Annotated in this window: 14 protein-coding genes and 1 riboswitch; of the genes, 6 read left to right on the forward strand and 8 right to left on the reverse strand. The window is 40.6% G+C overall.

The window, feature by feature from the left end; genetic code table 11:
- Window positions 1-16: 16 nt before the first annotated feature.
- The 4 genes from JQX68_RS10340 to JQX68_RS10355 all read right to left on the reverse strand — a co-directional run bounded on the left by JQX68_RS10340 (window position 17) and on the right by JQX68_RS10355 (window position 4878).
- Window positions 17-847 (reverse strand): lipase family protein, encoded by an 831-nt coding sequence (locus JQX68_RS10340; RefSeq protein WP_147771972.1) that lies wholly within the window; start codon window positions 845-847, stop codon window positions 17-19.
- 189 nt (window positions 848-1036) lie between these two features.
- A complete protein-coding gene (locus JQX68_RS10345; protein WP_071580939.1) occupies window positions 1037-2281 on the reverse strand; it encodes an MFS transporter in 1245 nt (414 codons plus the stop codon).
- Between the two features lie 94 nt (window positions 2282-2375).
- Window positions 2376-3839: an FGGY-family carbohydrate kinase gene (locus JQX68_RS10350; RefSeq protein ID WP_147771973.1), complete on the reverse strand. Its 1464-nt coding sequence runs from the start codon at window positions 3837-3839 to the stop codon at window positions 2376-2378.
- A gap of 4 nt (window positions 3840-3843) precedes the next feature.
- Complete coding sequence (locus JQX68_RS10355) at window positions 3844-4878, reverse strand: 2-hydroxyacid dehydrogenase (RefSeq protein WP_147771974.1); 1035 nt, start codon at window positions 4876-4878, stop codon at window positions 3844-3846.
- Window positions 4879-4973: 95 nt separating this feature from the next.
- Window positions 4974-5065: riboswitch (SAM riboswitch) on the reverse strand.
- Between the two features lie 146 nt (window positions 5066-5211).
- Here JQX68_RS10355 and JQX68_RS10360 point away from each other — a divergent pair.
- Window positions 5212-7254, forward strand: a complete 2043-nt coding sequence (locus JQX68_RS10360) for a molybdopterin oxidoreductase family protein (protein WP_147771975.1) — start codon at window positions 5212-5214, stop codon at window positions 7252-7254.
- Between the two features lie 103 nt (window positions 7255-7357).
- Window positions 7358-7651: a hypothetical protein gene (locus JQX68_RS10365; RefSeq protein WP_147771976.1), complete on the forward strand. Its 294-nt coding sequence runs from the start codon at window positions 7358-7360 to the stop codon at window positions 7649-7651.
- A gap of 386 nt (window positions 7652-8037) precedes the next feature.
- Here the strand turns inward: JQX68_RS10365 and JQX68_RS10370 are convergent, their stop codons facing one another.
- Entirely contained in the window at window positions 8038-8442 is a 405-nt protein-coding gene (locus JQX68_RS10370) for a UPF0715 family protein (RefSeq protein WP_040082980.1), read from the reverse strand.
- 275 nt (window positions 8443-8717) lie between these two features.
- Between JQX68_RS10370 and JQX68_RS10375 the strand changes: the two genes are divergently transcribed.
- Window positions 8718-8843: a hypothetical protein gene (locus JQX68_RS10375; RefSeq protein ID WP_014664191.1), complete on the forward strand. Its 126-nt coding sequence runs from the start codon at window positions 8718-8720 to the stop codon at window positions 8841-8843.
- A gap of 43 nt (window positions 8844-8886) precedes the next feature.
- Window positions 8887-9174 carry a YozQ family protein gene (locus tag JQX68_RS10380; protein ID WP_014664192.1) on the forward strand — a complete coding sequence of 96 codons (288 nt, stop codon included), beginning with the start codon at window positions 8887-8889 and terminating at the stop codon, window positions 9172-9174.
- Window positions 9175-9288: 114 nt separating this feature from the next.
- On the opposite strand, the gene JQX68_RS10385 is transcribed toward JQX68_RS10380, so the two are convergent.
- Complete coding sequence (locus JQX68_RS10385) at window positions 9289-10974, reverse strand: methyl-accepting chemotaxis protein (protein WP_205440287.1); 1686 nt, start codon at window positions 10972-10974, stop codon at window positions 9289-9291.
- A 326-nt stretch (window positions 10975-11300) separates the two neighbouring features.
- On the opposite strand from JQX68_RS10385, the gene hpaB reads away from it, so the two are divergent.
- Window positions 11301-12752 (forward strand): 4-hydroxyphenylacetate 3-monooxygenase, oxygenase component, encoded by a 1452-nt coding sequence (hpaB, locus tag JQX68_RS10390; RefSeq protein ID WP_147771978.1) that lies wholly within the window; start codon window positions 11301-11303, stop codon window positions 12750-12752.
- Window positions 12753-12789: 37 nt separating this feature from the next.
- On the opposite strand, the gene exlX is transcribed toward hpaB, so the two are convergent.
- Window positions 12790-13488 (reverse strand): expansin ExlX, encoded by a 699-nt coding sequence (gene exlX, locus JQX68_RS10395; protein WP_040082974.1) that lies wholly within the window; start codon window positions 13486-13488, stop codon window positions 12790-12792.
- Window positions 13489-13761: 273 nt separating this feature from the next.
- Complete coding sequence (locus JQX68_RS10400; RefSeq protein WP_069839340.1) at window positions 13762-14439, reverse strand: YoaK family protein; 678 nt, start codon at window positions 14437-14439, stop codon at window positions 13762-13764.
- A gap of 172 nt (window positions 14440-14611) precedes the next feature.
- Between JQX68_RS10400 and JQX68_RS10405 the strand changes: the two genes are divergently transcribed.
- Window positions 14612-15649, forward strand: coding sequence for a polysaccharide lyase family 1 protein (locus tag JQX68_RS10405; RefSeq protein WP_103032155.1), 1038 nt, complete (start codon window positions 14612-14614; stop codon window positions 15647-15649).
- The last annotated feature ends 45 nt before the right edge of the window (window positions 15650-15694 follow it).

A 15694-nucleotide genomic window follows, 5' to 3' on the forward strand; every position in this document is an offset into this window, starting at 1 on the left:
CTCCTTTCTTTTATTCCTAGCATGTTCCTCGAAACGGAGTACACATGTCAGGATCGGGACAAAACCCTGGATTTTTATCGCATAATATTTCGGAGAAATCAGGATTCATTTTACTAAGGTATTTAAAATAACAAGCAATCGCATCATTGCGCGGCGTATTATTCAATTGAAAAGAGATTGGATACTTTGTTTTTACATGGTGATAGTATAATCCTTCCTCCGTAAAAGGTGGTGGATACTTTTTTGCTGGGAAAGTTGGAAAAGAGTCATGAATATTTACAATTCGTATACTATTTATCACCACTTTGTTAAATTGGGAAGCAAAGACAGGGTCACCGATACGCGGACTGCCATACGTATACAAGAAAGGATGATTAAACCCAGTGTTCGCAGCAATATCTAAAGCAGCTAACGTTGCCAAAGCTCCTCCGTAGTTGTGCCCGGTAACAAACAGCTTTTTTGACGTAGAAAGTTTATTTATTTGTCTGATTAAATTGTTTCTTGTTGATTGATAAAGACATGTGAATCCACGAGACGTTTTCCCGCCATTTTTAACATAGGGATAGGGAACTTGAAATATGTCATAGGATGCTAAAAGATCCTTGGGATATGCTGCGTATCCTCTAAACGCTATAACGATTTGATCTTGTGATTCGGCAATAAAACCGAATACCTCTTCCATAGGATTCTCTACGTCAGCAAAAGCACGAATGGTATATCGAAGTTTAAAGTCTTTTGGTAAGGTAAGTTTCCCTTCTAAAAAGAATGGATATGTCTGATAGCTCATTGCTGCAAGAAATATTGCAGTTTTGCTATTAAAAATACTGTTTTTATCTAAAGAAACCATATATACGCAATTCCTTTCTTAATACAGGTAAATATGATGTTAATGGTACAATATGAATGGAAACCCGGAATTGCTAATGATGGTGAAATGAACGGGGATATTGGTAAAAAAACTGGGAAGTTACTTTATGACGGAATAAAAGAAAATGTAAAAAGACAAAAAGCGCCCTGTTGCAGGGACGCTTTTTGATTAAGATGCATATTGAGGAGATGTTTCCTCCTTTACCGCTTTTTCTTCAGGTATATGAATGCATTTCGTCATGACTGCACTCGCTAGGTAAAGAACCGCAAAGATCCAGACGACGCCTTGCGCACCGACAAGGCCGATGAACAACCAAGCAAGCGCGGGACCGACAAACGCTGATAAACCTGCAGCCAAATTCAATACAGACATGGCTGCCCCTTTGTCTTTTCCGGCCACCGTCGGCACAATTGCACCGATCGGCACATAGCCTGCCAGCAAACCGCCCCAAATAAAGCCGATCACACTGACAACCGCTACACTTCCGCCGGAGAAAACCGGTGCGTAGTATAATAAGACGGTGAAAATACCGCAGCCGACTCCGCCGAACCACATAACAGTATTTTTCCAGCCGAATTTATCGCCGACAATTCCAAAGATAAGGTTAAACACAATGTTCCCCAGAAAAATGGTTCCCCAAATTTGCAGCCACACATTGGTTGAAATTCCGTGCTGAGCCATGTGCATCGGCAAAAAGACTGGGAATCCATATGTACCAATGCTGTTGATGATTCTGATGATTCCGCCTGTAAGCACGCGCGGGTTTGTAAATAGAATCGTAACCCCTTTTAAAAGCTCCTCGGCTGTTTCTGATCGTTTTCTTTTCTTCTTTTCAAAACGGTCTTTATTGATAAACAATGCGAAGAATGCACCGAGACATACCCAGAATATAGAGCTCCAAAGCGTATTCAAATAACCGAACGCTTTGATCGCGTAGCTTGAGTACCAAGCACCGAATACAAACATGCCGAGGCAATAGGCAATCCAAAACCAGCCGACAGCAGTGCTCAGTCTATTTTGCGGTGTTCTGTAAATGACCCATGTCAAGAAAGAATAAGCAAATAGCGGGTAGCCTAACCCTTTTACGAAGTAAGTCACATACATCACAGGGAGGTTTAGCTGTTCAAACCCAAACACGATAAAGGCGGCTGTACCGATTACATAAAACAACAGCCCCATAAACATCGTCCGTTTTGCGCCAAATGCTTCGAGACATACACCTGAAAACCAGGAAGCTATGGCAAGCGCAATCCCGTAAATGCTAAAAATGGAAGCAGATTGCTGAACAGTCAGTCCGTTTTCGGTCAGAAACGGGCTGAGCCAGCCTTGTTCAAGTCCGTCTCCCATCATAAACAAAACAACTCCTAAAAATCCCCACGCAAGCCGCTTTGGTATACCAATTTTATCCAACATATCTGTTTCCTCCTTAGATGCTTATATACATTACCGTATTACCTTATTAAAGCTAAAAATTAGACAATTCCTCAAAACATCCGGATATGCCGCCTTATATCAACACTTTGCTTTCTGACCCTGAAAAAAAGCGCTGAGTTTGCTTCCATTCCTCATATAAAGCCAATTCTGTCTGACAGCTCTTCGGTTCGATCACCCGGACATTTGCTGACATATCCTCCGTTAATTGAAAGCTTTCATTGCAAATGACTGCAGCACCAACGACAGATGCCTGATGATATCCCTCTTTGACATAGATTTTTTTCTGAAGAAGGTCAGCGATATATTGAGTGAGCGCTTTGCTTTGGAGTCCCCCTCCGCACACCCAAACATAGTCACGTTTAAACGGAGTAACCTCTGTTAAAATGTCAAAGTTCCATTTGATTGAAAATGCGATCTCTTCTAGCGCCGCACGTGCAAAATGTGCCCTCTTTAAATCTGCTGAAAGCGGAGTGTCAAAAAGAAAACCGCCTCTCGTTAATGCATTCTTTTCAGCTGATAAATAAGAGCCGAGAGCCGCTACACACGCATTGTCTTCTTTTGCTAGTGCAGAAATTTCCTCCTCCATTACGTCGTACGATTCATTCGGATAGAAAATCTGTTTTAATTTTTGATAATTCAGACCGGTAATTCCCGGATTCGTTTCTACTAGCCAATGCCCTTGATCTGTATGGCAGTTCAGCCAGGCTTTATGTTTTGTGTCGCCATGATCCGCAGTAATTTTGGTTATTGGCGTTGTTGTCCCTGATACGATGACAATGTCCTCAAGTCCAGCTCCTGTGCTTTTCACAGCTAGCTGTGTATCCCCGCCCCCAGTTATTACCTTAGCATTTATTGAAACACCTAATTCGGCTGCATATTCATTTGCTATTGTTCCAATTGCTGTTCCCGCTCTTACAAGAGGCGGAAGGAGAGATGGAGAAAAGCCGAATATGTCGCACATCTCTTCTGACCAAGTATTGTGCTTCACATCAAACAGCAGCGTTTCTGTTGCCTGCGATGGTTCATATGTTAGAATTCCGCTCAGTTGGTATGTCACCCAATCACTGATGCTAGTAAAGCTGGCAGTCTTTTCCCATAAAGAAGGCTGGCGCTGCTTCAAACCATAAAGCTTGAGCGCAGAAAAAAGCGCAGTCGGCAGACGGCCTGTACGGCTGTATATCTCTTCCCGATCGGGAATGCTCTCCTCCCACTCTCGGCCACGGTTATCTATGTTCGGCAGCCCGAGAAAAGAGTCACCGTTTTGATCGATCAGAACAATCCCCTGTCTTTGACTCGTCGATGTCAACCCAATGATGTCAATATCACGCGAACGGGATAGCGCACGTTTTGCCAACCTCATTACTTGCTTCCACAGTATCTGAGGAGAAAAATAACGGCTGTCCGGGTAAAGCGTCTCAGTGGAATACTCGATGTCCTCCCGTTCAACCGTTTGAACAATGCCTGAGACACTCACGACCGCTACCCTCGCATTGCCTGTGCCGATATCGAAAACGAGATAGCCTTTTTGTTTTTTCATTCTGTTAACCTCTTTTCTTTACCTCTGTTCTCAGTTTGTCTTTGTTATACAATGTCTGAATATTGGGAATTTTTTCAACCTTCCACTTTTTGAGGGCATCATTCATGATCGACACGTGATGATCCTCTACTTCAAAGGTTGCCCCAGCGAGATGCGGTGTTGCCAGAACATTAGGCAATGAGATCAATTCATAATCTGATTTCTCTGGAGGTTCATGATAAAAAACGTCTAGTACCGCACCTCTGATTTTATGTTCTTTTAATAGAGATAAAAGATCTTCACGGTTTACAACAACTGCTCTTGAAGTATTGACGAATATCGCACTCTCTTTCATCAGATCAAAATATTGCCGATCTATCAGTCCAAGTGTTTCCTCAGTGCGAGGCAGATGGACAGAAACGATATCACTGTCTGAAAATACCGTTTTAAGAGATACTTTTTCATACAGCGGATAATCGTCTTGAATGTATGGATCGTAATACTTTATCTTACAGTCAAACGCAGTCAGCAGTTTTGCAATCCTTTGACCAATCGCGCCGAACCCAATCATGCCAACCGTTTTTCCTGTTAGCTCATTTCCTTTAAATTTGACATAAGCCTGCAGGTAATCACTGTCCCACTTCCCATCCTTCAGCCACTGATTCGAGGCGCTGGTATGACGGAGAAAGGAAATCACATTTCCAATAAACATTTCGGCAACGGCTTGTGCATTCCGCCCTGGTGTATAAAAAACAGGTATGCCCCTTTTTGAAGCAGCTGCCACATCCACATTGGAGGGCATTCCCCTGCAAACACCGACAAATGAAAGTTCGGGAACAGAAGCAAATACGCTGTCTGTTACCTGATCAAGCTCAGTAATCAAACCTGTCGCATTTGTTGCTTTGAGCAGCTGAATGAGTTCATCCTCCCGATATGCCCGGCCTTGTTCTTTCCAAGATTGATAAATAACTGAGCCAAACAAGTTTTTTAGCTCTTTTCGTCCTTCTTCGTTGTACGGTGCTGTAACCAAAACCGTCATGGTGCAAAACATCCTTTTCATCGTATTTTTTCATAAAAAAATCTCTTTCCGAAGATGGAAAGAGATTCATATATGGGCGCGCTCTGTTACAGGCAGACGCCGGTATAAACCTTGCTTTCCTATCTTTCAAGCTAACGCTTGCTGGAATTGGCACAATAATGTTGCCGAGGTTTCATAGGGCCAGTCCCTCCACCTCTCTGGATAGAAAATGTTGAGTATGTAATTTTCAGAATAAAGAATACGTTTATCATAAAGAAGTCTCAGATTGATGTCAATCTCTTTTTTTCAGAATTGACGTTATCATCCGAAATGTTATAATTCTTACAAAATATCTAACTAGAGAGGAACTGGGCCATGAAATCTTTTGCCACACAACAAAACGGCATTTTTAAATCCGTTTGCTCGCTGGACTGCCCGGATCAGTGCGGATTATTAGTATATAAAAAAGACGGAAAAATTGTGAAAGTGCAGGGAGATCCTGATCATCCTGTCACAGCTGGAAACATATGCAACAAAGTTCGAAACATGACGGAGCGCATCTATGATGAAAAGCGGCTGACTACACCGCTTAAACGGAAAGGCGCGAAAGGCCAAGCGATATTTGAACCGATTTCCTGGGAAGAGGCGATTGATACGATCACCTCCCGCTGGAAGCAGCTGATTGATGAAGAGGGAGCTGAAAGCATACTTCCTTACAGCTTTTACGGAAATATGGGGAAATTGACAGCTGAAGGAATGGACCGCCGCTTTTTTTACCGCATGGGATCAAGCCAGCTTGAACGGACGATTTGCAGCAAAGCGGGATCTGAAGGCTATAAATATACAATGGGCATAAGCGCGGGAATCGATCCTGAGGAAACCATTCATACAAAACTATTTATTTTTTGGGGAATTAACGCTGTCAGCACAAACATGCACCAAATTACAATCGCCCAAAAAGCGCGAAAAAAAGGTGCCAAAATTGTCGTGATCGATGTACATAAAAATCAGACAGGGCGTCTTGCAGATTGGTTTATTCCAATAAAGCCGGGAACTGACAGCGCACTTGCTCTCGGCATTATGCACATTCTATTTAAAGAAAACCTTCACGATGAAGCATTCCTGTCTGAATACACGGTCGGCTACGACAAGCTCCGTGAACACGTGAAACAGTATAATCCGGAAAAGGTATCAATGATCACCGGGATCAGCACTGAAGATATTTATCAGCTGGCAAGAATGTACGGTAAAATCTCCCCTTCTTTTATCAGAATTGGAAATGGAATCCAGCATCACGATAACGGCGGGATGATTGTAAGGACGATTGCCTGTCTTCCGGCGATCACCGGCCAATGGCTGCATAAAGGGGGCGGCGCAATTAAGCATAACAGCGGAATTTTAGAATATAACACAAATGCCTTGCAGCGGCCCGACTTATTGAAAGGACGCACACCGAGGTCGTTTAATATGAATCAGCTTGGCAAGGTGCTTTTGGAAACAGATCCGCCTATCCGCTCTCTTTTTATTTACGGAACGAACCCTGCCGTCGTCGCGCCGGAAGCAAACAAAGTCAGACAGGGCTTGCTGCGGGAAGACTTGTTTACTGTGGTTCATGATTTGTTTTTAACGGAAACGGCTGCCTATGCGGACATTGTACTGCCTGCAACATCCGCTTTTGAGAACACTGATTTTTATACCTCCTACTGGCACCATTACATTCAGCTTCAGCAGCCGGTGATTGAGAACTATGGAGAAAGCAAGTCTAATACTGAGGTGTTCCGATTACTGGCTGAAGCAATGGGATTCACAGACCAGGAACTCAAGGATTCAGATGAAGAATTAATCCGCCAAGCGCTTGACCATCCAGATAATCCGCATTTGGCAGAGATTAATTACGATTCACTTACTAAGCATTCATTTATGAAAGCGAAACGCGATAAACCGCTGTTTCCTGGCAAACTTCCAACGCCAAGCGGAAAAATAGAATTATATTCAGAACAAATGAAACAAGCTGGCTTCCCGGCTTTACCGACATTTACGCCTCTTGTAACCGATAATGAACATCCTTTTATGTATGTTCCGGCGCCAAACCATAATTTCTTAAACTCAACGTTTTCAAACAATGAAAAACACATCAAGCTCGAAAAGACGCCAAAGCTCTTTATCAACACAAAAGATGCTGAAGAACATGGAATCGTTGATGGGGCTCCTGTACGAGTTTGGAACAGCCGGGGAGAATGTGAGCTGACCGCATCAGTCGGAGAACAAGTGCTGCCAGGTGTCGTTGTCAGCCAAGGATTATGGGCAGATGAGCAAGGAAAAAAACAGCTTGTAAACGCGCTAACCCCAGACCGGCTGTCCGATATGGGAGGCGGCGCCACCTTTTTTTCAGGCCGTGTACAGATTGAAAAGGTTTGAAAAAACAGCCAGTATTCGTTTTGGCTGTTTTCTTTCAAATTTAATGAAACCTGGAGCATGCCAAGCCCGTATATCATAACATTGACATAATGGAGGCATGCATATGGACGTTTTTTTAGGAATCGGTATTGCTTTGGCTGGCTATTTTATCGGTGAAGGCTTAAAGCAAATGAACCATCCAAAAGCATATGAAAAAAGTGATACCTATCTTATAAAAGAACGAGATATTCACTTTTACATCGGACATTTTTTAGGAATTACTACAGCTGAGGCTAAACAGTTAGCCGGAGATATGAAAGACATCCCTTACATCGAAATAAACGGAAAAAGATATGTACAGAAACAGATGTTAAAAGAATGGACATTCACATTAATTGAAAAACAGCAGGGTGAATAAAGAAAAACTGAGGAGAGCGCAATGCTCTCCTCAGTTTAGTTTAGCCCTTTGCCATAAGCGATGTTAAAACGATTAACCCCATCAATTTCTTTCCTCAAACAGGACAAAATGTCCGTTCCACTACAATAGATTTTATATTCCCTTTGATTGATGACGTTATCATCTTGATGAACGTATGTATCGTAAAAACTTAGAAAACCTATTCGGATTGAATTATGTGCTCTCATTATGCCCTTCCATACTGCGCCTTTATCCGCGGAGAATTTTCTTTTTAAACTAAGAAACCTAAAACTTTTAGATTCACGCAGCAATGTAAATGCAATATCCTCAATTTTTAATGAATCCCCGACTTTTTTCATATTCGACTTCAGTTTCTCTGATTTGCTTTATACGCCCGAAGCTGTACGTTTATAAAGGATCAGGGAATCCCAGAACCAGTAAATCACTGCAGCTGTAATACTTAACAGATAATAAATATACGATTGCAATGTCCATGCTATTGACGCAGGTTCACCAATAAAAAATAACAGGAAAGCTACGATAAAAGCAATCACACTGTAAATCAATAAATACATGACATTGAATGTTCTCGCTTTTTTCTGCAACATCATTTGCAGCGGAACAGCAAAAAGGCCATACATCATAAAACCGTATAATAAAGCAATTGCTGCTGTAAACAATGCAATTATCATATCGCCATACATAACGAAAGAATATAGCCCGAAAAACAAACCAAACGTAAGGCTGGATAGCCCTAATGTCATTAGATAATATGCTGCGATTTTTTTCATTTTTTCACCCCCCTTGTTTGATTTATTCACAGTGCTGTTAGTATACATTCACAACCTTTGCATTTCTTTTATCGAGATGTCTTCCCCCACTGCCATACGCAATGCGATGATAAAAAGTTTCAAAAATGCCGGCTTTTTATTAAATAATACGATTGGCATGGAGATGCCTCTCCTGATTGTCCAAATCGCGAATGAAAAAAACGAATGAATACCTGATCAACAGACAAAATAAGAAGAGTTGATATTTCAACACTTTTCGTAAAGGAGTGAAACCTATGAGCCAAAAAGGAATTCAAAATTCAAGTATTGAACAAATAAAAAATGACCATGAGACTGAGACAGCTTTTAAAGCAGATGATCCTAAAAAACATGGTTCTTCTGATCCTAAAAGAACGAAATAAGTTCTTGCCCTCATTAAAATTTCAATAATCTGGAGGAAGTAAAGTGACTCAAAAAAACGGAGCCGACAGACCTGATGATTATAAAAGATTTTCTTCAATAGACAAGGAATATAATTTTCAGCAATCTGTAAGCAGCAATGCTGAGACAGAAAACACTGAAACACAAACTCATAACAAAGAAAACATAAATGACACAACGGGTGTAGCCGGGAAATCCTTTGAGCCCTCAGATTATAAAGGGACCACACAATTAGAAAAAGGATTGGCTGAAACTCATGAACAAGTCAGCGATGACTATTTTGAAGGGACGATCGATCAAAACTTGGACTAGTCATTCAAACGGAACGAGCTTGAGAAAAAAGCCGGTTCCGTTTTTAGAAACAATCTCAATAAAGGCAGTAAAACCCCACCTCATGAGATGGGGTTTTGCGCTTTAGTAATCTGATTAATATTTAAAACGGTTAATGACGGATTGAAGTTCTTCCGCCAACTGAGATAAAGATTCTGCAGCATAGGAGATTTCCTCCATTGAATGTAGCTGTTCCTGTGATGATTTTGCAACCGCTTCTGTATTTGCTGACGTTTCTTTTGTTCCAGCGGCCAGTGTATGAACTGTGTGCTGAATCACTTCAACGCCTGAAGTAAGCTGTTGAGTTGCTGCTGCGACTTCTTGTATTTGAGAAGTGACCTGTTCCACCAGGTTCAGGATTTCATTGAAATTTCCTGTTGTTTCTTGAGAAAGAACAATACCTGAGGTCACATTTTCTTGAACAACCTTAATATTATTTACCGTTTCTATCGATTCGTTTTGGATGGTCGCTACCACCGATTGAATGTGGTTTGCTGATTTATTTGTTTCGTCCGCTAATTTCCGAACTTCTTCAGCCACCACAGCAAATCCTTTTCCTTGCTCTCCCGCTCTGGCCGCCTCGATCGCTGCATTTAGGGCCAACAAATTGGTCTGCTCGGAAATTGTTGTGATAAGCGAGGAAATATCACTGATTTCTGCTGTGCTCGCTACCAATGCCTGTAATCCATTCCCGGCTGAATCTACGGATTTATCAATAAACTTCATCTGATCTAACATCTTGTTAACTGATTTAGATCCTATTTCAGCCTTGTCTCTCATCGAAGAAGAAAGATCCGCTATGTTCCCTGTATTTGAAGCAACAGATGATATACTGTCTAATAATTCAGTGATGGATTCTGCGCTCTTTTCTGTCATTGAGCTTTGCTTCACATTGCTGTCTGCAGCCATCTGCATGGATTGGGAAATATGTTCAGATGTTGATTTTGATTCTTCTGCGCTTGCCGATAATTCTTCGGAGGAAGCGGCGACTTGTTCAGATGAACTGCTGATTTGCTTCACAATTTGCGATAATGAATGAGTAAAAGCATTAAAAGATTGGGCAAGCTGGCCAAATTCATCTTTATTTTTCACTATGACTTTTTTGGTTAAATCAGCCTCGCCGTGAGCAATTTCTTCTAGCTGCTTATTTATGCTTCTTAGTGGCACCATAATGGACCTTAACAGCATTATGCTTAGAACAATGCCTAATATTACTGATATTCCTGTGACAGTGATGATGAGCCATTGACTCATTTTCCCATTGCCCCGTATTTCATCCTTTAGATCCTCTACCTCTTGATCCAGGCGATCAGACAGCTTATTGACAGCCGGATCTACGACTTCTTTTCTTAGTGTTCTTTCTTCTCCAAAATGGATGGTTTCTGCTTTTTTCGGATCTGAAGAGTAGGCTGTTAATACTTGCTGATTCAAAGCTCTATACTGAGTAAAACTTGTCTTAATGTCTTCAATATTGGATTGATACTTCTCATCATCAATCAAGTCATAAATCCGATCAAGGCTCTTTAAGACATCGTCTGATTTTTCCTTCATGCCTTCGTCATATTCTTTGTCTCCAGTAATCAAGAAGCCTCTTTCATCATTTGATAACCCGGTCAATTCATACTGAATGTGTTTCATCTCTTTTTGGAATTCCATTTTGTCTTTAAGTTCTTCATTCTTTTTCACAATAGAAGAAATCATAAAAACTGAGGAGCCTCCAATTCCAATGATTGAAACAACTAGTATTGATATAATCCCCAGCAATTTTGTTTTCACTTTCATGTGTCGTTTTCCCTTTCTCCACGAAGTAATGGCTGAAATAAAATATATTCAAGCGTATGAATCCAATTCGTTTACGCTTATGCCCATAATATCGACACGTGTTATCAAGTTTTATAGTAATGTTTTCACATGAATAAGCAAATGTTTTGACATCTCTGAACTTGCAGAAAAACCTTAAATGAAATTTGCAGACTTTTACGGTATGTAAGTCACTCTTATTCGTTTTTCTAAAAAAGGCTTTTCCCATCTCAAATTGGCTGAACAGGCTGTTTTCTCGAAAATATAATGACAATACGCAGCATACATTTAAGGAGCGATACACTAAAATGGGGATCATCAATGGCAAAGAATTCATTGACCGATTGAACAAACTAGAAAACGAAATATGGTATGATGGCAAAAAAATAAAGGGTAACATTTCTGATCATCCGGCATTTAAAGGAATACTCAAAACAAAAAGCTCGCTTTATGAACTGCAAACAAAGGATGAGTTAATAAACGAAATGACTTATTGCCTTCTTGGAGATCATGATCGAATCGGCCTTTCCTATCTCCAGCCTAAGACCAAGAATGATTTGAAAAAAAGAAGAAACATGATTGAACATTGGGCTAGACACACTCACGGAATGATGGGGAGAAGTCCGGATTACATGAATACGGTTATGATGAGCTTTGCTTCGTCAGCAGAGCTTCTAAAAGATAAAGAGAATTGCTTTCCTGAACATATACTAGATATGTATAAACAAGCTGCTAAGCATGACCTTTCTTTTACCCATACATTCATTACCCCGCAAGTGAACCGGTCACAGTCCTATTTCGGGCTAAGTGAAAAACCGATATCTGCTAAAGTCATTGATAGAACCGATAAAGGTTTAATCATTCATGGCGCGCGTCTGCTTGCAACACAAGGCGGGTTGACTGATGAAATATTGGTTTTTTCAGCGCCTAAATTTTTCTTTGAAACAGATGAAGCTTATGCTTTTTCACTCCCTTCTAATACAAAAGGCGTCAAATTCATCACAAGAGAATCATTTGTGTTAAGCGACTCTGCCTTTAATCACCCCTTAAGCTCAAGGTATGAAGAGATGGATTCAATTGTAGTTTTTAATCATGTGTTAGTGCCGTGGAATCGTGTGTTTTTTTACGATAATGTGGAAGCAGCTAAAGAATTTATGACAAAAAGCTCATTTCATGCTTTTACCTTTCACCAGGTTGTCATTAGGCAAATGATAAAAATTGAATTTCTATTAGGCGTTGCACAGCTTCTGGTTGACACCATTAATGTTTCCGAATATCAGCACATACAAGAAAAGCTCTCTGAAATCATTGTAGGATTGGAGACAATCAAAGCGCTCATTGACAAGTCGGAAAATGACGCTCAATTAGATGAATTCGGCTATATGCGCCCTAGTTTAATTCCTCTTCAAGTCATCAGTACCATTATTCCTAAGCTATATCCTCGATTTACTGAAATCATACAATTAATTGGAGCTAGCGGAATGGTGACACTGCCTACTGAAAATGCATTTGATTCAGAGATACGGGAAGATCTTGACCAATATCTTCAAGCAACCAATACAAATGCTGAAGAACGGGTGAAAATTTTCCGATTGGCATGGGATTTAACAATGAGTTCATTCGGAACAAGACAAACCCATTACGAAAGATACTTTTTCGGAGATCCTATTCGGATTTCAAGCAGGCTGTATACCAGCTATCCAAAGCAGGAGCAGTTGAACATCATAAAAGCATTTTTACAAGCAGATGTAGAACAATGAAAAAAACAGCGGGAAAAGAACCGCTGTTTCGTATTTTTTATTTAGGAAACTGTACATGCCCTGGCACTGTATATGCATTGGACGTTCCGCTTTCAGGCAGCTTTGGAATGGTGTCTTTCACGACTTTCCCGCGAATGTCAGTTATTCTGACTTTGAGAGAGCCTGTCCCTAAATTCGTACTGACAAAATGGTTATAGTCCATTTTCTCCATGTTAATCCACTTGCCATTCTTTTCATATTCCATTTTCATAACAGGATATCTGTGGTTTCTGACTTGAATTGCCGCCCACCACCTGCTGCTGCCTTCTTTGACCCGGTACGTGAAATTTCCGGTGATTGGAGCTTTGACAACACGCCATTTAATATTGATTTTTCCATCTTTCATATTCCCGATTTTACGGAAGGCATTAGGTGACAGATCGAGAGCTCCCCGAGCACCTTCGGGATATAGATCAGTAACATAAACGATTGTTTTCCCTTTTGGCCCTTCAACTTCCAAATAAGAGCCGGCAAGAGCTGCTTTTACTCCTCCGTAATTGAGATCCGCTGGATTTATTGCAGTAATCTCCATATCGGAAGGAATGGGATCCAACAGGAAAGCTCCTCCTGAATAACCTGACCCTGTATACGTTGCATATCCTTCATGCAGGTCGTCATATGCTGCCGAAGCTTGCGGGGAAAAACAGAGGATCGTCAATAAAACCATACCAACAAATGCACTCATGATCTTTTTCATACTTGGTCCTCCTCAAACCAGACTTCAAATGAGAATCATTATCATTATAAGACTCAATCCAACTGGTTTGAAAGAGGAAATAGATTCATAGTTGATTTTAAGGCGGATTCACTATCATTCATATATCTAATGAAGCGTACTTATGAAAAAAGCAATTCGAATGAACGAATGTGCACATCAGCCGAATTTCTTATTTTCACCTCACAAAATTCACATAACCAATCAAAAAAAACGAGACAGGCTGTTGGCCTGATAACAGCTATGCAGGAAAAGCTATTTTTCCCCGCTTAGTTTCAACTTAGCTGTCATCATAATGCCAAAGATCAGCACAATCGGAACCCAAATAATGAAGCGGTTAAAATTAGGTTCACTCAGAGCAACAATAATAGCTCCCACACAATATAAAATAATAGCCAGTGCTCTTAACACAGTATCTCTTAAGAAAGTCTTCTTTTGCTTCTTAAAAAACAAACGGCCGGATATATCTTCTAATAGAGAAGCGAGTGTTCCGGTCAATACAGTTGAAGAAATACCTGCGATCCCCAGTTTTTTGGCTGCTATCGTTTGAATCCCCATGGAAATGCTCATGAGTATAATCAGAATGTGCACAGGAACAAAAGCCCGGTAAAAAGAAAGACAAGCAAAGACAAATAAAATGAATGCTTCAAGTGCAAGGGCTTTTGTTACAGCAGCAGGCCAAAGGGTATTTTCCGCCTTTCCGACAATCAGTGTTGCAATGATCACGCCGCATATAAATCCAATGAGCGCAGTTAAGGAATTGAAAACAGTGACCTGAAGGGATTTACCGATAGCTAATCCCAATAATACAATGTTTCCAGTCATATTAGCTGTGAACACATGTCCCAAGCTTAAATACCCAATTACATCCACGATTCCAGCTGTTAAACATAAAAGTGATAGCAAGGTGTTTCGATAAGCGGCTGCAGTCAACGTTGTATCAATCCTTTCTTCTATTTCAATTGTTAGTATGTCTTTTGGCGCAATCTGTATTTTTTAAGTAACCAAGCGTTAATTGGGAAGATAGAACCTATCATTCCTTTCCATTAACTGTAATAATAATCTCCGCAAGGAAATGATTAAAATTGAAAGGAAGTATATTGTAATGAAACGATTTTGTTTATGGTTCGCCGTGTTTGGTTTGTTATTGGTTCTCTTGCCTAATAAAGCGTTAGGCGCAGTTGATTTTCCGAATACCTCGACAAATGGCCTTTTAGGATTTGCCGGAAATGCTAAAAATGAAAGAGGCATTTCCAAAGCGGGTACAACGGGTGGGAAAAACGGGCAGATTGTTTACATTCAAAGCGTAAATGATTTAAAAACCCATCTAGGAGGATCCACACCAAAAATTTTAGTGCTCCAAAATGATCTTTCCGCATCTGCGAAAACAACAGTTACCGTTGGCTCAAATAAAACACTCGTGGGCTCTTACGCGAAAAAAACGCTGAAAAATATTTATTTAACAACTTCTTCAGCTTCTGGAAATGTCATTTTTCAAAATTTAACGTTTGAACACAGTCCGCAGATTAACGGAAATAATGATATCCAGCTTTATTTAGACTCCGGCATGAACTATTGGATAGATCACGTCACATTCTCAGGCCACAGCTATAGTGCAAGCGGGAGTGATTTGGACAAACTCCTGTATATCGGTAAATCAGCAGATTATATCACGATCAGCAACTCAAAATTTGCGAATCATAAATACGGTTTGATTTTAGGATACCCAGATGATTCTCAGCATCAATATGACGGCTACCCCCACATGACAATCGCAAATAATTATTTTGAGAACCTGTATGTTAGAGGCCCGGGTCTGATGAGATACGGATACTTTCATGTTAAAAACAATTACAGCAACAATTTTAACCAGGCGATTACGATTGCCACAAAAGCAAAAATATATTCCGAATATAATTACTTTGGGAAAGGCAGTGAAAAAGGCGGAATCCTTGACGACAAGGGCACCGGTTATTTCAAGGATATAGGCAGCTACCCTTCACTCAACAAGCAAACCTCCCCTTTGACTTCATGGAGTCCTGGGTCAAATTACAGTTATCGCGTTCAAACACCGGAGTATACAAAAGAATTTGTCACGAAATATGCCGGATCACAAAGTACAACTCTGGTATTTGGCTACTGATATAAAAGAGGCCTGCGTAAAAAACGCCGTGCCTCTTTTTGTTCT

Origin of the sequence: Bacillus sp. LJBS06 (genome assembly GCF_016924995.1) — a bacterium.
Lineage (GTDB): Bacteria > Bacillota > Bacilli > Bacillales > Bacillaceae > Bacillus > Bacillus stercoris.